This window comes from Fibrobacter sp. UWH4 (genome assembly GCF_900142475.1).
In the GTDB taxonomy this organism is placed as follows: Bacteria; Fibrobacterota; Fibrobacteria; order Fibrobacterales; family Fibrobacteraceae; genus Fibrobacter.
Window position 1 is genome coordinate 314,276 of sequence record NZ_FRAY01000003.1, and the last position, 25,040, is coordinate 339,315.

At 51.0% G+C, this 25,040-nt stretch carries 25 protein-coding genes, 1 tRNA gene and 1 other RNA gene; 11 read left to right on the forward strand and 16 right to left on the reverse strand.

The features are described 5' to 3' along the window. Positions 1 to 21: 21 nt before the first annotated feature. On the reverse strand, positions 22 to 588 hold the full coding sequence (locus BUA93_RS06655; RefSeq protein WP_072978380.1) for a DUF4416 family protein: 567 nt from the start codon (positions 586 to 588) through the stop codon (positions 22 to 24). A gap of 26 nt (positions 589 to 614) precedes the next feature. Here BUA93_RS06655 and BUA93_RS06660 point away from each other — a divergent pair, with 26 nt between their 5' ends. Next, positions 615 to 1,343 (forward strand): glutaminyl-peptide cyclotransferase, encoded by a 729-nt coding sequence (locus BUA93_RS06660; RefSeq protein WP_072978381.1) that lies wholly within the window; start codon positions 615 to 617, stop codon positions 1,341 to 1,343. A 43-nt stretch (positions 1,344 to 1,386) separates the two neighbouring features. On the opposite strand, the gene BUA93_RS06665 is transcribed toward BUA93_RS06660, so the two are convergent. From BUA93_RS06665 to BUA93_RS06675, 3 genes are all read right to left on the reverse strand, one after another. Beyond that, a complete protein-coding gene (locus BUA93_RS06665; RefSeq protein WP_139257844.1) occupies positions 1,387 to 3,318 on the reverse strand; it encodes a hypothetical protein in 1,932 nt (643 codons plus the stop codon). 238 nt (positions 3,319 to 3,556) lie between these two features. Beyond that, on the reverse strand, positions 3,557 to 4,429 hold the full coding sequence (locus BUA93_RS06670) for a PHP domain-containing protein (RefSeq protein WP_072978383.1): 873 nt from the start codon (positions 4,427 to 4,429) through the stop codon (positions 3,557 to 3,559). Then, a complete protein-coding gene (locus BUA93_RS06675) occupies positions 4,429 to 4,977 on the reverse strand; it encodes a hypothetical protein (protein ID WP_072978384.1) in 549 nt (182 codons plus the stop codon). The genes BUA93_RS06670 and BUA93_RS06675 overlap by 1 nt, the downstream gene beginning before the upstream one ends. A 26-nt stretch (positions 4,978 to 5,003) precedes the next feature. Between BUA93_RS06675 and BUA93_RS06680 the strand changes: the two genes are divergently transcribed. Beyond that, positions 5,004 to 5,588 (forward strand): ribonuclease H1 domain-containing protein, encoded by a 585-nt coding sequence (locus BUA93_RS06680; RefSeq protein ID WP_072978385.1) that lies wholly within the window; start codon positions 5,004 to 5,006, stop codon positions 5,586 to 5,588. 208 nt (positions 5,589 to 5,796) lie between these two features. On the opposite strand, the gene BUA93_RS06685 is transcribed toward BUA93_RS06680, so the two are convergent. Both BUA93_RS06685 and ssrA read right to left on the reverse strand, forming a co-directional pair. After that, positions 5,797 to 8,406 (reverse strand): U32 family peptidase, encoded by a 2,610-nt coding sequence (locus tag BUA93_RS06685; protein ID WP_072978386.1) that lies wholly within the window; start codon positions 8,404 to 8,406, stop codon positions 5,797 to 5,799. Between the two features lie 171 nt (positions 8,407 to 8,577). Continuing rightward, positions 8,578 to 8,937: a transfer-messenger RNA gene (ssrA, locus tag BUA93_RS06690) on the reverse strand. A 413-nt stretch (positions 8,938 to 9,350) separates the two neighbouring features. On the opposite strand from ssrA, the gene BUA93_RS06695 reads away from it, so the two are divergent. Both BUA93_RS06695 and BUA93_RS06705 read left to right on the forward strand, forming a co-directional pair. Beyond that, positions 9,351 to 9,575, forward strand: coding sequence for a hypothetical protein (locus BUA93_RS06695; protein WP_072978387.1), 225 nt, complete (start codon positions 9,351 to 9,353; stop codon positions 9,573 to 9,575). A 331-nt stretch (positions 9,576 to 9,906) separates the two neighbouring features. Then, a complete protein-coding gene (locus tag BUA93_RS06705) occupies positions 9,907 to 10,545 on the forward strand; it encodes a hypothetical protein (RefSeq protein WP_072978389.1) in 639 nt (212 codons plus the stop codon). A gap of 211 nt (positions 10,546 to 10,756) precedes the next feature. Here BUA93_RS06705 and rpiA read toward each other — a convergent pair whose 3' ends face one another. From rpiA to BUA93_RS06720, 3 genes are all read right to left on the reverse strand, one after another. Further along, a complete protein-coding gene (gene rpiA / locus BUA93_RS06710) occupies positions 10,757 to 11,446 on the reverse strand; it encodes a ribose-5-phosphate isomerase RpiA (protein WP_254793889.1) in 690 nt (229 codons plus the stop codon). Then, positions 11,446 to 12,075, reverse strand: a complete 630-nt coding sequence (locus BUA93_RS06715; RefSeq protein WP_072978391.1) for an FKBP-type peptidyl-prolyl cis-trans isomerase — start codon at positions 12,073 to 12,075, stop codon at positions 11,446 to 11,448. The genes rpiA and BUA93_RS06715 overlap by 1 nt, the downstream gene beginning before the upstream one ends. An 813-nt stretch (positions 12,076 to 12,888) precedes the next feature. Next, the gene (locus tag BUA93_RS06720; protein WP_175547384.1) at positions 12,889 to 13,602 is read right to left on the reverse strand and encodes an FISUMP domain-containing protein; all 714 of its coding nucleotides are present in this window, start codon (positions 13,600 to 13,602) and stop codon (positions 12,889 to 12,891) included. Positions 13,603 to 13,675: 73 nt separating this feature from the next. On the opposite strand from BUA93_RS06720, the gene BUA93_RS06725 reads away from it, so the two are divergent. Beyond that, positions 13,676 to 14,086: a hypothetical protein gene (locus BUA93_RS06725; RefSeq protein WP_072978393.1), complete on the forward strand. Its 411-nt coding sequence runs from the start codon at positions 13,676 to 13,678 to the stop codon at positions 14,084 to 14,086. A 44-nt stretch (positions 14,087 to 14,130) separates the two neighbouring features. Here BUA93_RS06725 and BUA93_RS06730 read toward each other — a convergent pair whose 3' ends face one another. Further along, entirely contained in the window at positions 14,131 to 14,532 is a 402-nt protein-coding gene (locus BUA93_RS06730; RefSeq protein ID WP_072978394.1) for a DUF2442 domain-containing protein, read from the reverse strand. A gap of 2 nt (positions 14,533 to 14,534) precedes the next feature. After that, positions 14,535 to 14,780, reverse strand: a complete 246-nt coding sequence (locus BUA93_RS06735; RefSeq protein WP_072978395.1) for a DUF4160 domain-containing protein — start codon at positions 14,778 to 14,780, stop codon at positions 14,535 to 14,537. 220 nt (positions 14,781 to 15,000) lie between these two features. Here BUA93_RS06735 and BUA93_RS06740 point away from each other — a divergent pair, with 220 nt between their 5' ends. Beyond that, positions 15,001 to 15,729, forward strand: a complete 729-nt coding sequence (locus BUA93_RS06740) for a metallophosphoesterase family protein (protein WP_072978396.1) — start codon at positions 15,001 to 15,003, stop codon at positions 15,727 to 15,729. 132 nt (positions 15,730 to 15,861) lie between these two features. Then, positions 15,862 to 16,191, forward strand: a complete 330-nt coding sequence (locus BUA93_RS06745; RefSeq protein WP_072978397.1) for a 23S rRNA (pseudouridine(1915)-N(3))-methyltransferase RlmH — start codon at positions 15,862 to 15,864, stop codon at positions 16,189 to 16,191. A gap of 264 nt (positions 16,192 to 16,455) precedes the next feature. Here the strand turns inward: BUA93_RS06745 and dnaA are convergent, their stop codons facing one another. Together dnaA and BUA93_RS06755 are read right to left on the reverse strand one after the other, a co-directional pair. Then, positions 16,456 to 17,781, reverse strand: coding sequence for a chromosomal replication initiator protein DnaA (dnaA, locus tag BUA93_RS06750; RefSeq protein WP_072978398.1), 1,326 nt, complete (start codon positions 17,779 to 17,781; stop codon positions 16,456 to 16,458). A 307-nt stretch (positions 17,782 to 18,088) separates the two neighbouring features. Then, entirely contained in the window at positions 18,089 to 18,934 is an 846-nt protein-coding gene (locus tag BUA93_RS06755) for a TIGR02452 family protein (RefSeq protein ID WP_083597202.1), read from the reverse strand. A gap of 193 nt (positions 18,935 to 19,127) precedes the next feature. Between BUA93_RS06755 and BUA93_RS06760 the strand changes: the two genes are divergently transcribed. From BUA93_RS06760 to BUA93_RS06775, 4 genes are all read left to right on the forward strand, one after another. Then, positions 19,128 to 19,748 carry a hypothetical protein gene (locus tag BUA93_RS06760; protein WP_139257848.1) on the forward strand — a complete coding sequence of 207 codons (621 nt, stop codon included), beginning with the start codon at positions 19,128 to 19,130 and terminating at the stop codon, positions 19,746 to 19,748. 66 nt (positions 19,749 to 19,814) lie between these two features. Then, positions 19,815 to 21,503, forward strand: a complete 1,689-nt coding sequence (locus BUA93_RS06765; RefSeq protein ID WP_072978400.1) for a M3 family oligoendopeptidase — start codon at positions 19,815 to 19,817, stop codon at positions 21,501 to 21,503. Between the two features lie 122 nt (positions 21,504 to 21,625). After that, positions 21,626 to 21,710: transfer RNA gene (locus BUA93_RS06770), tRNA-Ser, on the forward strand. A 24-nt stretch (positions 21,711 to 21,734) separates the two neighbouring features. After that, complete coding sequence (locus BUA93_RS06775) at positions 21,735 to 22,049, forward strand: hypothetical protein (protein WP_072978401.1); 315 nt, start codon at positions 21,735 to 21,737, stop codon at positions 22,047 to 22,049. A gap of 135 nt (positions 22,050 to 22,184) precedes the next feature. On the opposite strand, the gene BUA93_RS06780 is transcribed toward BUA93_RS06775, so the two are convergent. From BUA93_RS06780 to BUA93_RS06790, 3 genes are read right to left on the reverse strand one after another with little or no spacing between them, the layout of a single operon-like run. Next, entirely contained in the window at positions 22,185 to 22,670 is a 486-nt protein-coding gene (locus tag BUA93_RS06780) for a PAS domain-containing protein (protein WP_072978402.1), read from the reverse strand. Beyond that, complete coding sequence (locus tag BUA93_RS06785) at positions 22,667 to 23,995, reverse strand: peptidase associated/transthyretin-like domain-containing protein (RefSeq protein WP_072978403.1); 1,329 nt, start codon at positions 23,993 to 23,995, stop codon at positions 22,667 to 22,669. Before BUA93_RS06785 ends, BUA93_RS06780 begins: the two co-directional genes overlap by 4 nt. Then, positions 23,988 to 24,827 carry a TIGR02147 family protein gene (locus BUA93_RS06790; protein ID WP_072978404.1) on the reverse strand — a complete coding sequence of 280 codons (840 nt, stop codon included), beginning with the start codon at positions 24,825 to 24,827 and terminating at the stop codon, positions 23,988 to 23,990. Before BUA93_RS06790 ends, BUA93_RS06785 begins: the two co-directional genes overlap by 8 nt. Positions 24,828 to 25,040 lie beyond the last annotated feature (213 nt).

Sequence of the window (25,040 nt, forward strand, 5' to 3'; positions counted from 1 at the left end):
ACAGTAGTCAGTGGTTGGTGGTTAGTGATTAGCTCGCAAACGGTAGGGCTTTCCGGTGCTCATCTGGTAGGCGAGGCGGGCGCGGACTTGTTCCAGGTATTGGATGTACTTTTCGCTTTGGTAGTCGCGGTAGGTCCAGTCGAAGGCGTGAAAGTGCCCGTCCTGGAAGTATAGCGTGGGCTCTACGAAAATACCGCGTTGCATGTAAACGCGCTGGCGTTGGTCCTTGGTGGTCGCCAAGAAGAATTGCCCGAGCGTCATATAGCCGGGGTCTAGGTTCACTGGGCGAAGACCGGGCGTGCCGTTTTGCCTTGCGATTTCAAGTTCGATGTCGTTGCTCCACAGCTTGATGTCAACGATGGATTCTCGTTCCACCAGCGTCTCGTAGCTGAAAAAGGCACGCACGGGGGCGTTCCCGATTTCTTCTTTATAGTAATTGGTGAAGGTAAACGGGAACGGCGGGAGCGCAAGCTCCTCTTCGCCAAAGCGGTTTCGGAGTGTTTCGCGTACAGCCTCGACCGCCTGGGAATCCTTCGCGAGAATCCCTACGATTATCTTGACCTTGGCTGGTGTCCTAAGTTCACCCATGGGCCGTAATTTAGTAATTTTTGCCCATGCGTTTTCTACTTGCCTTTTGTATTCTCGTTTCTATCGCCTTCGCCGAGGCACCTCGTGTGGTTCCTGAAATTTTAGATTCCATTCCGCACGAACAGTCCCATTTTACACAGGGTTTGTTCTTTGACGGCAAGGAACTGATTGAAACCACTGGCCAATATGGACAGTCGGGACTTTATCGCCGCACGATGGATGGCAAAATTCTCGATTCGGCAAAACTTTCCGAACGTTATTTTGGCGAAGGCTCTATAGCTGTTGGCGATGACATTTTTTACCTGACATGGAAATCCAAGAAAGCTTTCATTTATAGTCGCAAACCGTTTGCCCTCAAAGGGGAATTCCGCATTCCGACAGAAGGATGGGGGCTCACTTATTGGAGAAATGCTCTCCTTATGAGTAACGGCAGCAGTGAACTTTTGCAAATCCAGCTGGGTGGCTTCAACGTATTCGGAGCTATTACAGTCACGGACGGTGGCCGCCCCTTGAAATTGTTGAACGAACTCGAAATTGTGGGTGACACTTTGTACGCAAATGTCTGGCAGACATCCGTCATTGCGGTCATTTCGCTCCCAAGCGGAAAGGTGGTCCGTTATCTGGATTTTAGCCGGAAGGTGATGGATCTCCAGCGCAAATACCCGAATATAGATGTGTTGAACGGCATCGCCTACGACGGCAAGAATCTTTGGATTACCGGCAAGAACTGGCCTTATATTTATAAGTTGAAATAGAAAAAGCTGATGCCGGATCTGGGTCCGGCATGACATTTTGCGACTAATTCTTAAAGCTCCAGACGATGCCGTAGGCGAAGCGCAGCCCTTCGGGGGTGTATCCGCTTGCGGGCATATAAATGCTGTGGTTGAAGTTCTCGATGCGGGTGTAGAGTTCAAAGGTCAATATCTGCATACGGGCCTCGAAATCGAGCGCCAGATACTTCTTCATGAGTTCCAGTTCGGGATTTCCGTTTTCGTCAATGGTGCAATCGTAGCGTTCGCCGAACCATTGCCAGTCTACGCGTACACTTACGCCGAGTCGGTCCGAAACGAATCGGTTCTGCCAATGAATGCTGCCCTTGTAGTAAAGTTCCGGCGTGTCGAGGAGCTTGCGGCTACGGTCAAGAGTCTCGCCGCGTTCCAGATAGAATTTCCAGTTGCCAAGCCTGAATCCCACTTGCAAAAGCCAGTCGAGGCTGTTCACATTGTCGATGTTGGTCCAGGTGTAGACTTCTTCGAGTGTGTTGGTTGTATCGACATGTCCCCATTTCACCCAGCGTGGCTTAATCAGGTTGTCAACGTTTTCGTAGCGTAGCCCGAGACCGTAAAAGACTTCTCGTTGCTGGTATCCCAGGTTGAAAATGTAGCGATCGCGTTCTTCGAATTTGAGATCCCTGCGGTGGAAGGCGAGGCGTCCTGTTTCATCGATACGGATTTGTGCGACATCGGGGAACTTGTTGTCGTGACGAAAGGCGACATTGGCGCGTAAATGGTAGGGTAGAAAGGCCAGGACGTCTGCGGAGTAGGCGGGGGCGTAATCTACGGAGTCGCGCACGGAGCTGTTGCGTTGCATACCGGTCTGGGTGCGGAAAAGGAGCCTGTTCCATAAGGTATCGGAAAGCTGCAGGTAACCAGTTTCGCGATCTTGGAAATAGTTTTTCGTTGTATCGTTGTCGCCAGTATGGTCCGTATTCACGAATTCATACTTGAACTTGATTGCCGGATTCAAGAAGGTGTGGTAGGTGATTCCGAAATTGCCGAGCATCGTCTCGTAAGTGGTCAACTTGAGTGTATCGTAGTAAAGCGTATCGCTCTGTTCGATACCGAGCGAGTCAACGTAATCATGCTTGCCTCTAAAAATGTGGGGGAGGGAGTCCTCTTCGATTTCGTGTGTCGTATAGGTAAAATCGGTCGAAAGCGTAAGCTTCTTTATCGGGTAAAATTCAAGCCCCGCCCCATAACCGAGTGTATGGATTTCGATTCCGTATGGGTCGGTCTGGAAGGTTCGAACGGCCTTGTCGAGGGTGTCGAGAAGTACCTTGTGGTTGGAATTGTCCGCATTTTCGAGATTCAGGTAATTCATCTTGACGAACGCCTTGCCGAAGCCGAATCGCCAAGTGAGAATCGGCTGGATGTGCATACTGTTCATCGCGATGTTGCGGCCACCGAACGGTATCTGCGTGGAGTCGCGGCCCAGGGCGAAGTAGGGCGAATGGGTCACGTTCTGGTAGCTGTATTCCTTGGAGTCGACGTCGGAGTGGCTCGCAAGTCCGAATTCAAGTGAAACCGAATCCGTTATGAGACGGCGAAAGTCTAGTCGTAGGGCGTTCCCGCTAAAGGCGGGGCGTTCCCAGTTCAGGTCGGTAATGGGCGTATCGACGGGAATGCCTTTGCGTTCCTCGAAAAGGATTCCGTTTTCGCCGTTCAGGCCGAGTGTCGTGGCGTCATAGCCGAGACGCGTGGTAAAGAGTCCGGCGAGCTTGCTCGGATAGCGGCTCTGGATAGATCCCATCCCCATGTGGTCGGGGTCAAGTTCCGGTGCGCCGAGGATCGAGGTTCCGAGAATCCATTCGGATTTCTGTCCCGCTATGTCGTAGGTGCGTTGCATCACTTCGCGGTGCGGAAGCACCCAGCGACCGGCGTCAGTTTCTCGCGCGGCAGGATCGATTCCCCAAGGAGTCTTGTAGACAGAGTCTTGCGCTGCCGGCTTCACATACTGGTCTGGCTTTAGCGGTTCAGCGAATAGAGAAATTGCGAAGAAAAGAACAAAGAGCAAAGAACAATGAAAAAAGAAAAATGAACTTTTAGCATTCATTCCACCATTTTTAATTCTTAATTCTTCATTATTCATTGTTTTTTCCAAATCTCTAATTCCTCACACCTCATACCTCAAAGCGGCAAAGCCACGACCTCATGCCCAACCACTGCCTACTGTCTACTTCCTACTCTCTTTAGTACCATTCCGCTCTCAGTTTTTCGCGGCGTTCGCGTAATGCGTCTACGACGGAGTAAGGCATTTTCATGCAGTTCGGGGGATAGGCTCCCGCTTCGGTGTGGAAGTCCGAACCTCCGGTACCCACGAGTCCGAACTTTTGAGCCATTTCTTTGTACTTGCGCCCAACGGCACCCTTCTGGGCCGGACTGTAGACTTCGATTCCCTGTACGCCCCATTCCACCATGCTTTCGATGAATTCGTCGCTGAGGCCAGATTTGTAGGGGTGGGCGAGAACGGCGATTCCGCCTGCATTTTCGATAAGCTTGATCGTCTGCTGCGGGTTGAGGCCCTTTTTTTCGACAAAGGCTACGCAGCCGTCGCCAAGGTACTTGGTGAACGCTTCTGAAAAGTTCGAAATGTATTCCTCGTCGACCATGGACATGGCGATGTGCGGGCGTCCGATGACCTTGCCCTTGCAGTAGCTCACGACCTTTTCGTAGGTGATGTCGATTCCGAGGGCGTTCAATTTCTTGATAATCGCTTTGGCTCGCGTGATTCGCTGCTTGGCGAAATCCTGTAGCTCCATGTTCAGTGCGAGGTTTGTCGGGTCGCAGAAATAACCCAGGATATGGATGTCCTTGCCTTCCCATACGGCAGATATTTCGATGCCCGGGATAATTTCGAGCCCGATTTCCTTGGCGGGTTCAATGGCGAGGTTGTAGCTGTCCAGGTTGTCGTGGTCGGTAATAGAGATGCAACGAAGCCCCTTGCGTTTGCATAGTGCAAGTAGCTCCTCGACAGAAAGGGTGCCGTCCGAGAGCTTGGTGTGCATGTGGAGGTCCGCATACCCGCCGCTTTCGGTGACTATGGTAGAAAACCCTTTCTGCATCACTTGACCTCGTAATATTCTCGAATGAGGGCAGCTTCGCTGGATTTATCCGGATGCAGGCTCAGGTTCAGGAAGGGAAAGCAGTTCTCGCTGACAAAACCGATACGGCAAGGGGCTCCGCTCACCTTGGCCAAATACAGCCTGGGCAAGAAAGCTTCTCCCAGATAAATACAGACCTGGGGGGCGAAATCCTTGATTTTTTGTTCTAATTCAATGAAGGCAGGTTCGTCGTAACGGCATTCGAGGTCGCTGTAGTAGAGGGCTTTGGCGCGTTTGGCGGAAACGACTGCCTGTAGCGATTCGTGGGCGCAGAGTAACGCATTGTTAAAAAAGGCGTCAGGCATCGCGTGCATGAATGCGGCCGACTGTTCCATGTCTCGAGCCAAGAAAAGGAGCGTCTTGGGGTTTCCCTTGAGTGCTGCGGGAAAGTCAAATGCTCCGGAATCTTCGCCCGCTTTTTGCAGGAACCAGCGAAATAGAGATTCCTTGCCGCTGAATCTCTTAAAAAAGTAACGAAAACAGTCTTTAAAATACGGGGACGGTTTCACGGGGAAAAATATACTAATTTTGGGGCATGCCGAAACAAAAATTCTATGCGATTAAGACCCCAGATGAAAGTAAAATTGTGATGACCTGGGCGGAATGTGAAAAATTGACCCATGGTGTCAAGGGGGGGCTGTTTAAGTCGTTTGGCTCGAGGGCCGAAGCGGAGGCGTGGATTTCCGGGATGGAAGCTCCGGTACCTTCCGGATTGCGTGTGTTTGTGGATGGCTCCTTTTCTCCGGGGTTTGCAAAATCGGGTTGGGCGTTCGTGGTGACCGAAAACGATGTGGAAATTGCACGCGGTTCGGGAATTACGGCTTTTGATGCGGAAAGCAGGAATATCGACGGCGAAGTGATGGCTTCTTACCAGGCGATGCGCTGGCTCGATTCGAACGACAAGACGGGGACCATCTGTCATGACTACGAAGGGATTGCCCGTTGGGCCAAGGGAGAATGGCAGGCGAAGAGTAATATCGCAAAACGTTACGTGGCGGCGGCGAAACCTTATCTACATCGAGTCTCGTTCGAGAAGGTGGCCGCACATACGGGCGTCAAGTGGAACGAACTGGTGGACCAGTTGGCGAAAGACGCTATCGCCCGTGCAAGGAAAAAGTGAAACTTTGTATTGAGCTACTTGGACACAAATTTTTAAGTTGTCAAAAATTTACATTCTTTTGCAAACAGTTGTTTGCAAAAATGCGGACAACTTTGCCTACATTTGATTTTGCCGGCGAACGTCGGCAGAATACATCAATCACTTGATGGCATTCTTTCAGTTAGGGAGTCCCGCCAATTCCTGGGTGCCGGCGGGGCTCTTTTTTGAATTATTTTTTGCGGTCCTGCCAGGTGCTCTCATTGAAAAGCTGCCCTTCAGAAAGGCCGTATTTTTCTTGGATGCCCGCTTCGCGGATTGCATCTTCGATAGTGATTTTGCCCTGGATGGCCTGCGTGTAAATGAGCACCTTGCGGCGCACGGTTTCTGCGTCTTCGGTGAGCATTTCGAGGCGGAAGTGGTTTACTCCTGCGCTGCGGAGACGGGGGAGCAGCTTTAATGCGGATTGAGGCTTGCCTACAAAGAGCGTATTGCGGCATTCTGCATCGCTCTGCAAGAAATGGCGTTCGCCCTTGTGGTCCAGAATTTCCACCCAGTGCTTAGTGCAAATCTTGCCACATTCGGGGAAGCGACGGCCCGTGGTGAGGGCTCGGGCGAAGGCGCAATATTCCGAATGGAAGGCGGGCATGTACTGGTGCAAGGTGAGCTCGAGGCGCGTTCCGTCGATGTTTTCGAGCAGGTCAAAGAGCTGCGTGCTGTTGAGGTCCCACGAAGGGTGGAGTGTCGAAAGATCTTGTGAAAGGAGCCAGTCGTAGCTTGCGCTATTGGCGGCGTTCAGGCTGTAGTCGCCCGTAAGAGGAATGCCGCTTTCCTTGAGGATAGAGAGCGCGCCGAGGTTACGCACCAGCGCAAAGTCCGGGGCCAGACGAAGGATATTCTTGAGGTAATGGCTTTCGCCCGGCTTGTGGATGCGGAGCGTCGCCATGCCCGCCTTGAAGCCGAGTTCGCGGATTTGCTGCAGGGAATCGTCGTATTTGACTCCCCAGTCGAAGTCCATGATGACACGGTCGATGGCGAGGCCTTCGAGGGCGGCGATTTGATCCGGATTGCGGACGAGCACGCTGATAATCGGATGCGTTGTGCCGCCGGCGGAAGATATACCGCTGGCGGTTGGTGCGCCATTGGTAGAGACTCCGGATTTAAATTTGGCGCGGGTCTCGTCCAAGAACTTTTTGCCAGTCTCGGCGCTCGGGTTCAATGGTTTCCATTCGGTGCGCTTTTCGTCGAGTTTTTCGATGGCGGCCTGGCGGAGCGTACGGAGAATCTTCCCGGGGATGAACGCGTCGCGGTCCACTTGAATGTCGAGGTGCTTTAACTGGTAGGCGGTCGAACTTAAGGCCGAAAGTTCTTTTTGCGCGAGTTCGCGGATAGCCTTGTCCGCTTCGTTTTTGCTGCGATTCTCACTGTTGCGCGCCGCTTCGAGTATAAAATCGGCCTCGACTTCGACGGCGTTTTTCGGTGTGTCGTATACGGACAATTTGAGTGCTTCGCCGATTTTACCCGAAAGTGTCATGGTGACCGGCAGGCGCACGAGTTGTTCGCGGTCCGTAAAAGTCTTGCGCAGTTCGCGTTCAAGCGCAGGGGAGTCGTTGCGGTAAACTTGCATGCCCACGGCAATCTGGCGGGTGTCGAATTCACGCCCGAATTCAAGCTTTAGGAGCTTGGGGTCGCCGCGCTTTGCATGCGGTAAATGGGTGACTTGCGCGGCGTAGAGGCGACTTCCGACACTTATACCGAGGGATGCATTTTCGAACAGGATGCCATCCCCTGGGCGCGGAAACATTCTCGAAGATCCCGAGCTTGCCGAAGGGGCGATATCGGAGATTGCGCTGTCGAGACCGACAATTATTTGCCCACGGTCGACCTTTACAACTGTACCGAGGAAAAGGCCGTGGTGGTTACTGAACGTGCCGTCGACGAGTTCCTGGTGGTTGTCTCCTTCCAAAAATCCGGTGGTCAGCCCGCGGCTGAAAAGCACTTCGAGTGGCTCCATGTCCTTTGCTTCGAGGCTTGTTCCGTTCAATGCCTTGCGGTAGGCTCGTGAAACGGCTGCCACGTATTCGGGGCTCTTGAGGCGTCCTTCAACCTTGAGAGAATCAACACCGATTTCTTCCAGTTCTTTGAGCTTCGGAAGGGCGCATAAGTCATGGGGGCTGAAGAGGTACTGTGCATCTGTTTCGCGATATTCCTTGCCGTCAACAAAGATACGGTAGGGAAGTCTGCAACTCTGGGCACACTGGCCGCGGTTCGCGCTGCGGCCGCCGAAGTTCTCGCTGGTCAGGCACTGGCCCGAGTAGCTTACGCAAAGCGCCCCGTGAATGAATACTTCAAGTTCGAGGTCTGTCGCAGCCTTGATGCTGGCGATTTCCTTGAGCGAAAGTTCGCGAGCGAGTACCGCTCGGTTGAAACCGATGGATTTGACGGCGTTCACGCTCTCGGCGCTGGCTAGCGTCATCTGTGTGCTTGCGTGGATTTCCTGATTCGGGCAAATGGCCCGGATGAGTCTCGCCAGCCCTATGTCTTGAATAATGAACGCGTCCGGCTCCAGGGAAATCAGTTTTTCAAGGAATTCGGGCAGTTCCTGCAGTTCTCGTTCAAAAACAAGGACGTTCATTGCGAGAAAGGTCCGTACCCCGCGGATACGTGCGTAGCGAATCATGTCGCGGACATCTTCAAACGAAAAGTCTTCGGTGCGGCCCCGGGCATTCCAATGAGGAACTCCGAAATATACGGCATCTGCGCCGTTGTTGACGGCCGCTTCGAGCATTTCTCGCGTGCCCACGGGCAGCAGAAGTTCCGGCAAGCAATTCCTTGAATCCATAGAACCAAAGATAAAAAAAGAGTGTGCCGCCGGTGAGCCATGAACGACTCGTATTGACGAGTCGTGTAGGCGAGAGAACCTGCATCAGTGTAAGGTATAAGCGGATTTTAGCCGGTCCGGTCTTTTAATAACATAAAGTAAAAGGGAGCTCACTAAGAGTTCCCTTTTACTTTATGGAGGTGAGGGGAGTCGAACCCCTGTCCAAAATCACGTCCATGCACGTTCCTACAAGCGTTCCCTTCGTACTTAAGTTCTCGTCTGATCTACGCCCAAGAAGGTCGGCGCGGACTTTGACCAGCCTAGTGAATCTCGGACTCTAGCCCCAGGCATGCGAGAATCCTATCCCATATTGCGTCCGGACGTACACCCCGATGGGAGCGGAATGAGGCCCGGCGTTGCCGTTAATTAGGCAGCGAGTGCGTAGTTTTCGTCAGCACTTATTTTTTTTCAGACTTTTTTACGAGTGCCCTCGTCTGAGACCTCGGCTTGCAACTAACACTTCGGTAACCCTGTCGAAACCAAAGCACCCCCATTTTTTCACTTAAGGTGCTTTGGGTTCGACCTGTCGACTAAATGCGAGCGGGCGAGCATTTAGGCCCTTAAGCTCACGAAGTGAGCGCAAGGCCCGAAGGGCAAAATTGCTGCGAATAGCAGGAATTTTGGCAAACCAGAGCACCCCCAGTAACTGAGGTATATGCAAATATACAAAGATCAATGGAATTTGTAAAGTAACTAGTTTAGTTGAGACTGCCCCATCGATTAAACGCGACCAAGGGGAGCGTTTAAGCCTTTGAGAACGCAAAGCGTTCGAAAAGCCCGAAGGGTGAGAATAACGCGAATAGCGTTATTCGAAGCAAACCAAAGCACGTCGGTGCTTACTGTTTATATCAAATATAAAAAATAATTGTCAAATGGGAAGAGGACTATTTTCTATATTTAATCCTATGAAGAATCTTATTACTTTATCTGCAATCTTGTTGACTGCCGTATTCATTTTTTCACTTTCTGCTTGTGCCGATGAAGCAGCCGAGGCCGAAATGAATCGCCTTAAAGCCGAAAATGCGGTGCTCCAGGGTCAGGTAGATTCGTTGCAGAAAAACCTGGATTCTCTGACCGCCTATGGCGATTCGGTCAAAAAATCGCTCGAAAAGCTCGATATGCACCTCTAACCGCCCTAGGTAGTTCAGAAGCCGGAATTCTGATTTCAGAACTGATTTGGCTAAAAAGACGAAATTTTCAGCTCTAACAATTCTGAATTCTGAACTCCGAAATCCGAATTTTCTTATATTTGCGCCCGTGGCTCACCATGGTCTGCTGCCGCGGCAGCGACCCCTTAATGTTTCGCTGGCCCAATTTGCCCGAAACCTTATCGCCGTCAAGCCTCTCAGGAGGCGCTAGTAAGATGGCTTTAAGCACACACAAACACGAACCAGCCACACCGCCTGCGGGTTTATTTCCAGCCTGCACCTGCGGTCAACCCTTACTTATGAGGTGCCCCGAATGGAATACATCGCACTCGCACTCTCACTCGTTGCAGTGATTCTGTGCATCGTTATCCTCACGAAGGTTAACAAGCTCCTTACCATGCTTCGTACCCCGATTTTCAAGAAGCTCACCCCGGACATGAACTTGAAGCCGGCTTCCCGTCGCCCGATCAGCGCTCAGGAAATGGCTCAGCGCGGTGAACGCAAGGAAAATCGCCAGAACAACAATGGCAAGGACCGTCCTGCTAAGGAAAATCGCGACAACCGCGCTGCTGACAAACAGCAGCAGCCTGCTCGCGACCGTAATGAACAGCGTGACCGTGGCAACCGCCGCGATCGTCGCGACCGCCGCGAAGGCCGCCGCGAACAGAACGTTGAAGCTCAGAACGTAGCTGCCGAAGCCCAGGCTCCCGCAGCTGCTCTCGCCGTCGAAGCAGCCCCGGCCGCCGCTCCTGAAGCCCGCCGCCCGCTCGCTCCGCGTATTCCGGTTGAAACTCCGGCCGCTCCTGCCGTTGAAGCCCCGGTTGCTGCTCCTGCAGCACCTGCCGCTGAACCCGCAGTCGAAGCCGTCGAAACCACCTTCGATCCGTCCAAGGTCCGCTACGGCCGCCGCAACGTGATCAAGAAGGCTCCGGAACTCGCCGACGAAGACTAATTGAGCACGCGCTAGCGCGAAATTGAAAGCCTCCGGTCATCGACCGGAGGTTTTCGTTTTTTTCAAAGCGAACAAAAAAATCCCAGATTCTTACCGAGGGATTTTTAATTTATATAAAAAGTCCCCGCGCTGGCGGGGACCGATTCTGTTATTCTCGACCCTGGAGCGTGTAGCGCGATAGGGGAGGGAATCCAGTGCAGCTTCCTGTCGCCTAGAATTCCACGAGGCCCTTTTCGGCGTCGGCGAGAATCACCTTGGTCGCCATGCCCACGAACAGGCCGTGACCGACGATTCCCACGATGTGTTCCAGGTCGCGGGCGAGCTTGTCGGCGTCTTCGATAATGCCGAACTTGGCGTCTGCAATCAGGTTGCCCGAGTCGCTAATCACCGGGCCGTCCTTACCGGGAGCACCCATGCGCACCTTGAGGTCGCCGCCCAGCTTCTTCACGCGTTCGGTCACCACGGCGATAGCGCCCGGAATGATTTCCAGCGGTACCGCGAACTTTTCGCCGAGCTTGTTCACCTTCTTGCCGCTGTCCGCGATAATCACGTAGTTGTCCGTCATCGAGGCCACAATCTTTTCGAGCAGGTGGGCAGCCCCGCGGCCCTTGATCAAATTGCGCTGGTCGTCGATTTCGTCGGCACCGTCAATCACCATGTCAAGGTGGCTCACTTCGCCCATTTCCTTGAGCGGAATGCCGAGGTTACGGCACTGCAGCGTGGTGCTCCAGCTCGTGCTCACGCCAACCACATGCAGGCCTTCGGTCTTGATGCGCTCGGCAAGGCGGTTCACCATGTGGGCGGCGGTGCTACCCGTTCCAAGACCCACGGTCATGCCGTCCTTGATCATATCTGCCGCGCGTACGCCTGCAGCCTTCTTGAGTTCGTCCATCGATGCCATTAGCGCCATCTCCTGTTGTGGTTGTTGTCGTCAAAATCTTCGCCGTCGGCCCCATCGAAGCCGTCGTCAAAATGGTCAAAATCTTCTTCGCGGTCGGGGTAGCCGGTTTCGAGCTCGGTAAAACTCGGCTGCTCGATGGCGACCACCGTCACGTCGAAAGTCAGGTCCTTGCCCGCAAAGGGGTGGTTCCCGTCCACGACCACCGTGTCCTTCTTGATTTCCTTGATCGTGTAAATCCCGTCGGATTCTTCGTCGTCGTCCAGGTTCAGCCCGTCCACGAACTCGTCTGCCGTCTCCGGTAGCTGGAATTCGCGCACGTCCTCGTCCATGTACATCTCGAGTTCCATTCCGAGCCAGATTTCGCCCACCTCGCGGAGTTCGTCCTTCGGGACCTCCATCACCAAGTCGGGACGGTAGGGGCCGTAGCCCTGTTCAAACGGAATATCGACAGAAAAACTTTCATTCAAGTGACGGCCTTCCAGCGCGTCTTCAAGCCCCGGAATAATGTTGTTCGCCCCGTGAATGTACACGAACGGGTAGCTCGCGGGCACTTCTTCGAGAATCTTTCCGGTGCGTTCCTTCAAGGAATAGGCAATGCTGACCTTCAGCTTGTCTTGAATCATTTCCATACGCGCCCAAATATAGAAATATGTTGCCTTATGGTTTAGTGTGAGCCTTAAGCGACTCGTCTTAACGAGTCGTGTAGGCGACCTTTGGACACTTGGCAACTTGTTGCCTTAGTGTACATGGCCACCTTTAGGTGGGAGTGAGGCGATGTCATAGTTTTTTTGAAGCGATAGAGCCGAACGGTCTGTAGATGGGGGAGGTTTCCCCCTGCTTGCAGCCCCGGCATACGTCATTGCGAGGAGCAAAGCGACGAAGCAATCCATAGCCGGGTCTTCCAGCACCCTCTCGCCTAAGGGGACACCCAGAATCTTCGGGAAGGTTGAATAAGCGCCATTCCAGCACCCTCTCGCCTAAGGGGACACCCCTTAAAAACCCCGGATGTCACCCCGGACTTGTTCCGGGGTCACCTTTCCATCCGAGAAAACGCTTAGCAAGCAACGCTCCGACTCAGCCTGCTCCGCACGAGCCCAAAGACCGTTCGTCTTACGCCTCACTCTCGCAAACATGCTTGGTTAATACCAAGCATTTATTACTCACAGAAATTACGGCCTTCGGCCTTTACTGTCCGCTTAGCGGCCAGTCATTCGCCGTCGCTTTCTTTTGGCGTCCATTTTGTAATTTTTACGGCTGGAATTTTTCTTATTATTCTTGATGTTGTTGACGCCTTCGGCGTCCGCGGCGTCACTCGGTCATAGAATCAAACAAGTTTGATTCTGCGACACTCGTTTAGCGCGCTTTTCTTAGACATAATAACCCTCAATGGGCTGTTAGGTACAGCCCTGTTTATTTGTTAAAATTGTTTGTTTAATTAACGGTTACTCAACCATTACGCAGCGGACGGAAAAGCCCTGAGTCTTATACGAATCATCATAAGAATTTCCAGTTGCAGTTCTCCATTGCGAACTTACCTTAGAAGCAATTCCATTATATTGGTCGCTTTCTACAGGATAATGCCAATATGTACCATTTTCTACGTTCGTGAACGAATGATCCCAAAGATACCCCGTACTAATAAGGCTATAGCCACTATCATTGCTACCGCCAAAGCGACCAGCACGGGTGCCCTCCACTCCATCTTCATTGTTATCAGCATGCACCACAATGTAGTAGTCATTATAAGTCAGCAACCTCCAGCCACTGGGGCAGATTCCCTGGTGGTTCGGCTTAATCATGTCAGCACAGCTTTCGGTGTTGCAACGGCTCGGCAACTGCATCATTTCTGCCCACTGGTATAGGCCACCGTACTTGTTACAGTTCGTAGTATCATTATCGTAGCAATAACGTTCTATTTTAGTATCGTCTTCCTGGTTTTTTCGGCCTCTTATAAACTCACCGACATTCAGGTTTTCTGCCATCACCTTGATTGTGGCAGCCTTGCCTGCCGTGTCTTCGCCGGTAATTTGTATGTAATAGTATTCACGGTTGTCGCGCGGGTCAACAAATGCTTTATACGCGCCAGTACGCCAAAGCGATCCTTTAAACGCCTTGTCGAACGAACTGCTAGATTCTTCCACCACACTGCTACTCAATGGTTCCTCCATACTGCAGCTCGAAGCCACAACACTCGAAGAAGATTGTTTAACCTCCTCGCTACTGCTCGACTTGGCTTCCGAAGAAGAAGACTTCACAGCGCTGCTGCTAGAGTCTTCTTTTTTGACGGAAGAACTACTCTTGTCGCCGCTGACGGAGCTAGAAGAATTCTTAGTTGCTACCGAGGAGCTAGAATCCTTCGCACTCTTCTCGCTAGAAGAAGACTTGTCCTTATCGGCGCTCTTTTACGAACTCGAAGAATTTTTGGAAACATCACCGCTACTGCTCGAAACTTCCGCAATCGGGTCAGGGTCAGTACTGCTGGAACCGCTGTCGCACGCAGTAAATACAGCAAAGACAAGAGCCATGGCAAGAAGTATGGATTCCCGCTTCGAGAATGACAGACCAAAAATGGATTGCTTCGCCCTTACAGGGCTCGCAATGACGTTTGTAAAAATCTTCACAGAAGACCTCCATTTGTAAAATCCCACCAAACTAAACTCATGTGCAAATATAGACAATCTAATCTAGACTTCTAGCAGTTCTCGACCGATTTTATGGATTTCGTCACAAATCATTTTTTGACGTTCTGGTGATGGGTGCTTTGAACCGTTCATATATGCGGCCATAAGAGATTGCTGTATCCCTAGTCGGCGGGCTACTTCAGACATGTTTATGGGCCTTAGTGCGATAGATAGTCTTAGTGGAAAATTTTCAGGTTCGAAAATGGAGTCGTAAGAAATATCCTCGTCAAGGGAATCCCATCGGAGTCCGCCAAAGGACATTCTAAAATCAAGCCTCTGTTCGGGAGAAGCCTGTTTTAAACGGTCGAACATTGCAAAAAATAGTGTTGCGGTACGTCCGTCTTTTGCGCTAAGGCGTAGCCCTTCGTTTACCGGTTCAATTTTTTCAATGTCTTCACGGTACATTGTTACTCCAGATTTTTAAAATACTTGACCCATTCATTTTCAAAATGTTCCTTGTTTTCTTCTACAATCGATTCTGCGAGTTTCAATTCATTGAGTCTCATTCCCTTGCTGTCTACAAGTTTAACAATTCCTCCTTGAATTTCAAACTTTGCAAGACCTTCGTTGCTTTCTACATGGACATGAACGGGTTCGTGTTCTCGAGAATAGAAGAAAAACCTTAGGCCGAAAACAGTGAGCAAATTGGGCATGTAGCCACCTTTAAATATAGGATATATTTTTATATCCTGCAATGGTTAAACATTTTTATAGGGGAAGTCCCTCTTCTATACACGCTTATTTGACGCTTTTGAAAACCTTTCCTGCTTGTAAAATTTTTATAACGGGGCGGAGGTGCGTGATTGGGGGAGTAGGGCGCTTGATATTATTTTTCTATGAAAGCAAAACTCGTTTTATTACTATATTACAGCTATGCTTTACGGTATTTGTTCTGATATCCATTCGAATGCGGTTGCCTTTGAAGCGGTTATTGCTTCTATGAAAGACAACAATGTCGATAGGAGAGTTTGTCTTGGTGATTTAGTGGGTTATGGTGCGGATCCGGACGAATGCGTTCGTCTTGCTCGCGAAAATATGGACATTTGCATTATCGGCAACCACGACAGCGTGGCAATCAAGCACGAGTCCAGCGCCGGGTTCAACCCGTATGCCAAGCAGGCCATCGAATGGACCCAGAATCATTTGTCCGACGAATCCGTCTCGTTCTTGAGGACGCTCCCGTACATTTGCGAAGAAAACGATATTTGCTTTGTGCACGCCTCTCCGCTTTCGCCCGCGGACTGGGTGTACGTGACCGAGCTCGAAGATGCCCTCGACGCTTTTGAACATTTCAAGGGCCGCTACTGCTTTGTGGGCCATACGCACAGTCCGGTGATTGTGGCGAGCCGTCCGAACGCCATCCCCAAGATTCTGGATGAATACGAATACACTATCGAGGACACGGAACGCCTGCTGGTGAACGTGGGCAGCGTAGGCCAGCCTCGTGACCGCGACCCGCGTTCTTGCTGGTGCCTGCTCGATACCGAGGCCAAGTGCGTGCGCCTGATTCGCGTGGAATACGACGTATACCAGACGCAGGAACGCATGAAAAAAGCCGGCATGCCAAGCTTCCTCATAGATCGTTTAAGTGTGGGAAGGTAAATAGTGATTAGTAAACAGTGATTAGTATACAGGGGCGCTGGTATCAAGAATTCCTAACAACAGGTCATTGCCTACTACCTACTGCAACGAAGTTCCCCTAACCACCAACCACTAATCACTAGCCACTAAATTATGAAATGGGTTCTAGCAGTTTTTGGTAAGGCGGGTTCGCCGTTTATTGCCGACGAGGTCGACAAGTACGTGAAGCGTTTGCGTGGGGGAGTGTTCCCGCTCGAAGTCGTGGAACTCAAGGAATCCAAGATAGACGACCGTTTTCCGGGAAACATCGTATTCTTGATCGGGTCGGCGTACGGCATCGACGAAAACTTGAAAAAGACCGCCGACTTGCTCCTGTCGCTTTCGCCGCTGACTTTTACCCATGACCACGCCCGCGTACTTTTCGCGGAGCAGCTTTACCGCGTGCAGATGGTCATGCAAAACCACCCGTACCATCATAGGTGACCGCTCGGCTCTATTGCTAAAAAAAATGTGATATCGCCTCGCTCCCACCTAAAGGTGGCCATGTACACTAAGGCAACAAGTTGCCAAGTGTCCAAAGGTCGCCAATACGACTCGTTGATACGAGTCGCGTATGGCTCACAGATGACCGCTCTCATCCACTAAAGGAGGCGTCATATTCTCAAGTTCAAGTATGAGTGTATACGCTTAAGTCATCCTGGAACCGAAGGTTCCGGGATCCATAAAGCTTTATCGGTAGGCTATGCCTTAATCGTGAATTGAGTTCTTAAGGCTTTCGATGAGGCGGGCGAAGCTCGGGTCAGTCTCCATTTCCTTCTTCACGCTCTTGATGGCGTGAACGACGGTGGAGTGGTCCTTGCCTCCGAAGCGGGAGCCGATGCTCTGCAAGCTAATGGGGGAGCATTCGCGCATCAGGTACATGGCGACTTGGCGAGCCTTCGAAATTTCCTTGGTGCCGCGGCCCGATTCGGTCAGCTTGGCTTCGGGAACTTCGTAGTGCTTCGAAACGGTATGCAACACGGCGTCAAGGCTTACGCGGCGACGGAGCGTCGGTGCAATTTCAGATACGACCTTCTGCGCAATGCTCATGTCGATATCGTGGTGCATCAGGCTTGACTGTAATGTCAACTTGATGATAGCGCTTTCGAGGCAACGCACGTTGCTTGCGATGCTTTCGGCGAGGTAATGCAACACTTCGTCGCTGATTTCGAGGTGGCGTTCTTCGGCCTTCTTATGCAGAATCGCTTCGCGCGTTTCGACGTCAGGCGGTTGAATGTCGACAGTAAGGCCCCATGAGAAGCGGCTCACGAGTCGGTCAGAAAGATTCTTCACTTCGGCGGCGGGTGCATCGGATGTGAGCACGATCTGCTTTCCTGCCTGGTGCAGCGCATTGAAAATCAGGAAGAATTCATTCTGAGTTTCGTATTTGCCGGTCCAGTTCTGGATATCGTCAATCAGCAGAATGTCGACTTCGTTCTTGTAGAAGTCGGACATTTCCGTGATACGCTGTTCGCGCAGGCATTTCATGTATTGCTGCGAAAAATCTTCGGAGGTCAGATAGCATACGCGCTTGGTCGGATCTTCTTCGAGAATGTAGTTGCCGATAGCCTGCAGCAGGTGAGTCTTGCCGAGACCCGAAGAACCGTAAATAAATAGCGGATTGTACTGTGTGCCGTCAGGATTCCTTGCAACGGCGAGAGCGGCGTTGAACGCGAGCTGCGCCTTGTCGCCGGGAACGAAATTTTCGAAACGGAACGATCCAGAAAGCGGAATGCTCGGCTTCAGGAAATCCTTGAAGCTGTTGTTCGCCTGGGGAGCCGGTTGTGCGACAGCTTCCTGCTGCTGGAAATCGAATTCCATGGTCGATTCGTCGTGAGTCACTTCTCGCCAGGCCAGGCGGATAAGTTCCTTATAGGCGGAATAGACTGCCGTGTCCAGTCCGGAAGGAACAGAGATCGTAGCATGACCGGTCGTCTGACTGGTAAGCTTGGTCTGTGCAAAATAGGTCTTATAAACCGAATCCGAGAGCATTCCACGGAGGTAGTTCAAACATCTTTCCCATTCAGCTTGCATTTCAATTCCTCATCCACAAAAGCTTGCAAATCTATCCACAATTAGTCTATCAAATTTAGAAAAAAGAGGCGCGGTTGTTGATAAGTTCAACCATTCGCTGGCAATGATTAAAAATAGAAAAACAGACTGCCACCGTAAGTCCATGATACTCAAACAGATAAAATTGCATTTTGCCGTATAGTATAAAGCAGGGAAATGGCGAGAGAAACCTGTTCTTCCGATTATTTAGTTTACATAATCCGCATTATCGGCAATAAAGAGACAAGGTAAGGGGAGGTTCGCAACGCTCGATTTTCCTACGCAAAAACTATCCCAATGCATCCTTGAACGCCTGATAATTCGTTATTTCGTTGCCCCAGTAGAACACGGCGAATTCAACAAGGTCAAAGGCTCCCTTGAATTCTTCCATGAGTTTGGCATAAACTTTGGCGACAACTTGCGGATTGTTCCGGAAAGCCCCGCAACCAAATGCCCCCAGCACAAGACAGTCAATTTTGTTCTCGACTGCCACATCGAGAATTCTACGACCGCGTTGCAGGTGCAGCCGCTCTAGTTCCGCATCGGAAATCGGTTCGGCATGCCGCAGGTTCGGTGCCGCGCAGGTGATGACGTCCACGTCGAAGAATCCGCTGCTGTCTAGACGTTCGGGATAGTCCGTATCGCTCTTGATGACCTTGACACTGGGCGTATAGATGCAGCGGTCCGTGTAAAGCGGATTCTGGCGGCTTCTGTGAAAGTCGTAGTAATTCATCAGAAGGCTTTTTTGATTCAGTACAGGGTAGAGCGTTGAACAGCGGCACAGACTTTCTTCCTGTGCAGAACTCCCCCATACGACGCCTCCTCCAGGATTTGTTGCAGAGGCAAAATTTAAAACCCCGATGCGTTTGTCAGGATTTTTTTCGTGGATTAGGTCTGCCGCTTCAAGGGTCCTGTGATTGGTGACCGTGACCAGTGTCTTTTTTCCGAATTCAGGGCGGTTAAATTCAATATTGTCGTTAAAATAAGTTCGGGTATTAGCCCTGGAGGCCTTGATGGATTCCTGCAAGTCCTGTGATCGCATCATTTCTACGGAATCCTTGAATATTGTCGACAGGCGAGTCCTGCGTGCTTCGCGAGCGGCATCTCCCCTGCTGATTCTGTATCTTTCGTTCATAAAAACTCCAATTTTTTATAAATATATCGTCTTTTTGGCTTTTTTTGTAAAATCAGAAAAAAATTTCAAGCTGTGTTTGACAATTCCACCCTTTTGCCTTGATATAGATTGTATCGCAGAGTTTTGGTAGAGGTTCTTTTTGTATATTGTATAAAAAATGAGACGAATTCTTTTATCTATTATCTTTTTTTTGATGACGGCCTTGATGATGGACGGCTGTGCCGTTACCAAAAAGTTGTCGGCCGCCGATATCCTTTCCCAAACGGTCCTGGAATTTGACAATTTGTCGCTTGACTCAGCCTCGATAAATAAGGATCTTTTCCCGAAGTCCGATGATTTGAAGAAAAGCTTGTTGCCGAATCCTCACGTGATTGCCTTGGTGCAAGATTTTGCCCGAGGAATTCTCGAAAAAGAAATCGGCAAGATTCATTTAACGGCGACTTTGAATGCCAAGAATCAAAGTAACGATACGCTCTGGATTCGTGGCCTGATGGCGAACCTGGTGCTGGATACCTTGATGGAACTTCCTGTTGCGCTTCGCGATTCCGTAAAGCTTGTCCCCGGCGACAATAGGATCGTTCTAGTAACGGAAATGCCGATCGACCGCCGTATATTTAGGTTGATGGATGTCAACGTCGTCCATATCGTGGGGCGTATGGATGTTTCGCTCAAGGAACAAGAAGAGGCTTTCACGCTAGATTTCGACCAGGAGCGTAAAATAAGCCAGGAAGAAAAGCAGGCGCTTGCCGACAAGGCGCGCACCTCAGTCCTAGACAACATCGTGAGCGACTGGGTGGGAGCCATCAGTTTTTAGACGAGTGAACGCTCATAGGCAAGCTTCAGACGAAAGATTTTAACTAATAACTCAAGACTTAGACCAATGAATAAAAGAACTTTTGTACCTGAAAATTTCAATGTAGACAATGTAAAAGATGTCGAGGCGCTTTATCAGAGATTGCTTGACGAAGATGTTGCAAACTCCCCCGATGCCCTGCGCTCCTGGATTTTAAAATGGAGCGAACTGGGTTCGGTTCTTTCGGAAGTTTCTTGTCGGCGTTATGTCGCAATGACTTGCAATACCCAGGATGAAGCGGCGGCAAAGGCTTACGAAGACTTTGTCAGCAATGTTGACCCGATTTCTAACGAATACAGCGACAAGCTCAACAAGAAACTCATGGCGCACCCGGCCAAGGACAAGCTGAAGGAAGAATTCGGCATTTGGTTCCGTAGCGTGCAGGTTTCTCTGGACCTTTTCTCCCCCGCAAACATTCCTCTTGAAACTGAAGAGACGATGGCCGTTCAGGCCTACCAGAAGATTACGGGCGGCATGAGCGTAGAATTTGACGGTGGCATCAAGACGATGCAGCAGTTAGGAGCCTACCTCGAAAAGACCGACCGCGACCTGCGCGAACGCGCTTTCCGCACCATGTGGGACCGTCGCTTAAAGGACAAGGATGCTCTCGACGAATCCTTCGACAAGTTGTTCCAAATCCGCAACAAAATTGCGAAAAATGCCGGCTGCAGGGATTTCATCGACTACATTTTCCTCGCCAAAAGGCGTTTCGACTACTCCCCCGCCGACTGTAAGAATTTCCATGAAAGCGTCGAAAAACTGGTGCTTCCGCTCCTCAAGGAAATCTACAAGAAACGCGCCGACAAGATGGGCCTCAAGACGCTTCGTCCGTGGGATCTCTCTGTCGATCCGCTGAACCGCGCTCCGCTGAAACCGTACAAGAGTGGCGATGAACTCATCGAGAAGGTCGACCAAATTTTTGAGTCGATCCACCCCCAGGCCGGCAAGTGGGCCCGCGAAATGCAGGCGAAAAAGTTGATCGATCCGGATAGCAGGCTCGGCAAGGCTCCGGGCGGCTACCAGATTGGCTTCGACGAAAGTCGCCTCCCCTTCATCTTCATGAATTCGGCGGAAACCGACCGCGACATTTATACGCTGCTGCACGAATCGGGACATTCGTTCCATCAGTATGCTCTTGCGAACCAGCCTATCCTCGCCTACCGCGACGTGCCTTCGGAATTCGCCGAAGTCGCGAGCATGAGTATGGAACTGATCGGCATGAATAACCTCAAGCCCTTCTACGGAGACGATTCCGAGGCAATCCGCCGTAGCATCGAAGGTGAGCTTGAGGACGTCATTTGGCTGTTCCCGTGGGTGGCAAGCATCGACAGTTTCCAGCACGAACTGTACAGCCGTCCGAACCATACCGCGAAAGACCGCGAAGCGATTTGGAAGGGAATTATGGACCGCTACGACGCTGGCGTGGACTACTCCGGTTTCGAGGCTGTTCGCAACAACCTGTGGCAAAAGCAGCTGCACCTGTTCGAGTGCCCGTTCTACTACATCGAGTACGGAATTGCACAGCTCGGTGCGCTCCAGGTTTGGGCGAATTTCAAGAAAAACCCGAAAAAAGCCATCGACGACCTGTTCAAGGCCGAAAGTTTGGGTGACAGCCGCCCGCTTCCGGAGCTTTTTGCCGCTGCAAATATCAAGTTTGACTTCACAGCAAAGACGATCGAGCCTCTGATGCAGGTCGTTTGGGACGAATTAAACTAGACGAAAGAACGGCTTTTCGTGCCAATAGACGAAAGACTAGAAAAAAAATGCATTTTTTTCGTAAAAAAGCCCAAAAACGGTTGACAAACGAAAAATAAAATGGTATATTTGGCGCACATCCTGGAGGGATGGCCGAGTGGTTGAAGGCGCACGCTTGGAAAGCGTGTTTACCTCACGGTAACGAGGGTTCGAATCCCTCTCCCTCTTCTAAACAATTTCAGAGGTACCTAGATGGCTGAAGAACAGAGAGTCTATCTTGATGACATTTACGCAAACGAACAATGTCAAGGCTCCGTTTTCCGCGCAGTGGTCATGATGGCCCAAGAAGCACGCTTCGTCAACAAGCAGGCAAACCAGGGTTATATCAACCTGACTAAGAAGCCGACCACCATCGCTATGTACAAGTTCAAGGAAGGCAAGCTTTCCATTACCGATAAGAAGGCTTCCGAACAGTCCGACTCCGAAATGGCTGTTGCCGAACCGGAAATGACTGCCGCTAATGCTGCCCAGGTTTCGGGAGCTGCAGACGACGCTTTCGGTGCATAATTCAATACTTTTTTTCTCCTTAAAAAAGTGAAAAGCGGTTCTTCTGAACCGCTTTTCTTTTTCTCCTTCTTCTTTGTTCTCCTTCCCCAGTTCTCCTCTTAACCCAATCTCCTACCCTTTCTCCTTTTCCTCAAATTATACCTGCGCGGTCTTGCCGTAGAAAGTCTCCGGGAACGTTTTTGCGGCACAGCTGTTGCATAGCATGCGAAGCCTCGTCTCCGGAGCGGATGCTACGCGGATTTGCGCTCCACAGTCGCTGCACTTGGCGAGGAATACCACCGACAGCGGAACTGTCTGCGGGACATAAGCCTTTCCTTCGCCAATTTTGTGAATCGTATTGCGGAAAATGACTTCCCCATCGGCATTCTGGAAGATTTCTCTGACGATGCAGCAGTCGAAGCTGCGACCGCGTCGATTCTTCATGCGCATAGTGAAGCTTGCGTTTTCCGTATCGCGCCTGAACTTTTCCCAGTCGCCTACATGGCGATAGAGATCGGTCACGTAGTGCCACGGAATTTCCGACGGCTCGAAGCCGAACATACGGCAGAAACGCCTATTCCCGCTGAGGAGGCGGCCGTGTTCGTTGACTTCAAAACAAGCTATGTCAATCATGTTCATCATTGTTCGCCTCCATTCAGATAGTATCGATACAGGACATCAGCAGAAAAGATTGCCTTGTTCCCGAGCTGAACCGAGTTCAGCGTCACCGTCCCTTCCTCATCCCCAAATACAACCGGTGCGTTTACGACGTTCGAAAGATCGACCGATCCGATTCTAAACGCAACCGGAAAACCATTCTTGTAAAGCCAAAGCGAGGTTCCGTTCCAAACCGCCGTGAGAGCGAGCGGAACACCAGTTTCTACTGTTACTCCAGAGATAAGGGCGTTATCACAGGAGTATGCGGAGCCGTTTGAGGCGAAGAAAGCGAGAGATGGTTTTGTTACGCCGCAATCGTTGTTGATGACTGCCAGGCTGAATACCCCGCTTGTTTTTTCCCATTGCTTGCTGACGATATTGAGACGGTACGAACTTTCAGGATCGAGACTGCCGATGATGACGTTCGCCTCAATGGTAATCGCTTCAGGATTTGCTGTCAGGTCGCATTCGGACGTTGCCGTTCCGTTCTGAGAGGCTTCGTCCCACGCGCATACGTGTCCGTAATCGGGTTCGTGCGGCATTTCGCGTACAGAATAACAGTTTATATCATTTCCGGAATGGTAAACAACCGTATCATTCTTGCCGTTGCCGTCCAAGCTTGGAAGTGAATCGGGAAGATCCGTGCCGCCTGCATCAGGAATGATGGTCTGCATCGGAGGTGCAGTCAGATCTGTTGCGGTCAGGTTTTCGGATTCCGATGCGGGAATCGGGCCCAGCAGGGAACAGCCGTTTCCGTTATTCAGCAACAGGAAGGCGACATCGCCCACGGTTCCGTCTTTTGTCGTGTAGAGCACGTGGGTTCCTTCGGGAACATTTTCGAAGGTGAATTTCCCATTCAGGTCTGTTGTCGTGGAGATGAAATTTCCGTCAACATTCAGCGACAAGTCTAGAGGATTTCCATTGTTTCTGATAATTCCCGTAAATTCATGCTTGCCCAGCTCCGGTTCCGAAGTGGCTGTAGAAGAAACCGGAATTGTATAGGACGAGCTACTGATCCGGATAATGGGATCCGGAAAGACAATGGCAGTGCCTTGTTCAAGCTCGGATGAAGTGGGGGCGGACGGATCGGCAGGAGTGGAAAAAGAGGAAGACGATTCGGAATCTGGCTGCGATATCATCTCGGAACTAGATGCTGGTAGATTATTTTCCTCCGCGGCACCTGCAATCGTATTCTGTTCTTCATCGACGCCACCTGCCCAGAAAGTGCCACACGCAGACAAAACGAGTGCAACTGTCGGGGCGATGGCCCAAAGACGGATGTTGGCCGCTTTCTTTTGCAATTTAGTCATGGCGTTCCTCCTTGGGCAGGGTGTTGGTAAGGGGGAACAGCTGAACATTCAGGCGGTAGACGCGCTCCTCGCCGGTGTCTTCCATGACGATCGAACTGACGCGTCTGCGGAAGTCGGCGATTTCTTTGATGATTTTTTCGTAGGCGGCTTCGGAAATACCGATGGTAAGTCCAGAAACGTCGCGCTCCTTGACGGGAACGTGGTCGAGGCTTTGCACGCCAAGCTCGCCCATCTGGCGGTGCATTTCGCGGATGGCGAGCGAGGTGACGTCGATGTTACCCGTGGTCACCGAGCGGTTGCATTGGACATAATGGCCCTGCTCGTCTTTTTCGAGAAAGCCGTTCTTTTCGAGGAGCTTGAGCGAATTCTTGACGTGGGCCGCATCGCTTTCAAAGACGAGCTCCCCCGCCATCTGGGCGGGTGTCGCGCCGTTCAGGCGCGGGGCCATCTCGCGGAGTACAGGATTCAGCCAGCTGCCGTAATAGTCGTACTGGTCCTCGCCCACTAACGCAAAGGAATTGTCATTAGCGAGCGCTCGCATCTCGGCGAATATCTTCTTCTTTGCGGCGGAGGACTTTTCCTGGTCAAACGCGACTAGAAGCCTGAAATACTGCAGATCGATGCCGACAAGTCCCATGGCCGAAGCGACACGTTCTATACCCGCTTCGCTTAGGTTCGTCTTGCCGTCGCAGACAAGCTTCAAGAAAACCGGAGAGGAATACCCAGCAGCCTTTGCGAAATCGCGCCACGTAAAACCGGAGCGTTCCTTACGTTCGGCATAAAAATCGCGAATATAAATGCGATAGCTGGTGTATTCCATTAAGGGTTTCATGCCCCTAATATAAATTCTTCATTTACAAAAGTCAATAGTTCAAGATACAAAACCGCCAATTTTCGTTTAAAATTTAGGTTAAATGTCTAAATTTTCACATTTTAGGTGATATTCTATGATACAAACTTGCAAAAAATGATGATAGAGAGCATATTGAAATGTCTCGCCCATAAAAAAAACGCCGCACTAACGGTGTGAGTGGGCGATTTTCCG

Coding starts and splice junctions, on each gene's coding strand:
- BUA93_RS06745 (WP_072978397.1), top strand. CDS start 15,862: ATGAAATGGGTTCTAGCAGTTTTTGGTAAGGCGGGTTCGCCGTTTATT.
- BUA93_RS06740 (WP_072978396.1), top strand. CDS start 15,001: ATGCTTTACGGTATTTGTTCTGATATCCATTCGAATGCGGTTGCCTTT.
- BUA93_RS06715 (WP_072978391.1), bottom strand. CDS start 12,075: ATGGAAATGATTCAAGACAAGCTGAAGGTCAGCATTGCCTATTCCTTG.
- BUA93_RS06790 (WP_072978404.1), bottom strand. CDS start 24,827: ATGAAACCCTTAATGGAATACACCAGCTATCGCATTTATATTCGCGAT.
- BUA93_RS06670 (WP_072978383.1), bottom strand. CDS start 4,429: ATGCAGAAAGGGTTTTCTACCATAGTCACCGAAAGCGGCGGGTATGCG.
- BUA93_RS06765 (WP_072978400.1), top strand. CDS start 19,815: ATGAATAAAAGAACTTTTGTACCTGAAAATTTCAATGTAGACAATGTA.
- rpiA (WP_254793889.1), bottom strand. CDS start 11,446: ATGGCATCGATGGACGAACTCAAGAAGGCTGCAGGCGTACGCGCGGCA.
- BUA93_RS06760 (WP_139257848.1), top strand. CDS start 19,128: ATGACGGCCTTGATGATGGACGGCTGTGCCGTTACCAAAAAGTTGTCG.
- BUA93_RS06785 (WP_072978403.1), bottom strand. CDS start 23,995: ATGACTAAATTGCAAAAGAAAGCGGCCAACATCCGTCTTTGGGCCATC.
- dnaA (WP_072978398.1), bottom strand. CDS start 17,781: ATGCAAGCTGAATGGGAAAGATGTTTGAACTACCTCCGTGGAATGCTC.
- BUA93_RS06775 (WP_072978401.1), top strand. CDS start 21,735: ATGGCTGAAGAACAGAGAGTCTATCTTGATGACATTTACGCAAACGAA.
- BUA93_RS06705 (WP_072978389.1), top strand. CDS start 9,907: ATGGAATACATCGCACTCGCACTCTCACTCGTTGCAGTGATTCTGTGC.
- BUA93_RS06685 (WP_072978386.1), bottom strand. CDS start 8,406: ATGGATTCAAGGAATTGCTTGCCGGAACTTCTGCTGCCCGTGGGCACG.
- BUA93_RS06755 (WP_083597202.1), bottom strand. CDS start 18,934: ATGAACGAAAGATACAGAATCAGCAGGGGAGATGCCGCTCGCGAAGCA.
- BUA93_RS06730 (WP_072978394.1), bottom strand. CDS start 14,532: ATGTACCGTGAAGACATTGAAAAAATTGAACCGGTAAACGAAGGGCTA.
- BUA93_RS06655 (WP_072978380.1), bottom strand. CDS start 588: ATGGGTGAACTTAGGACACCAGCCAAGGTCAAGATAATCGTAGGGATT.
- BUA93_RS06735 (WP_072978395.1), bottom strand. CDS start 14,780: ATGCCCAATTTGCTCACTGTTTTCGGCCTAAGGTTTTTCTTCTATTCT.
- BUA93_RS06660 (WP_072978381.1), top strand. CDS start 615: ATGCGTTTTCTACTTGCCTTTTGTATTCTCGTTTCTATCGCCTTCGCC.
- BUA93_RS06780 (WP_072978402.1), bottom strand. CDS start 22,670: ATGATGAACATGATTGACATAGCTTGTTTTGAAGTCAACGAACACGGC.
- BUA93_RS06680 (WP_072978385.1), top strand. CDS start 5,004: ATGCCGAAACAAAAATTCTATGCGATTAAGACCCCAGATGAAAGTAAA.
- BUA93_RS06695 (WP_072978387.1), top strand. CDS start 9,351: ATGAAGAATCTTATTACTTTATCTGCAATCTTGTTGACTGCCGTATTC.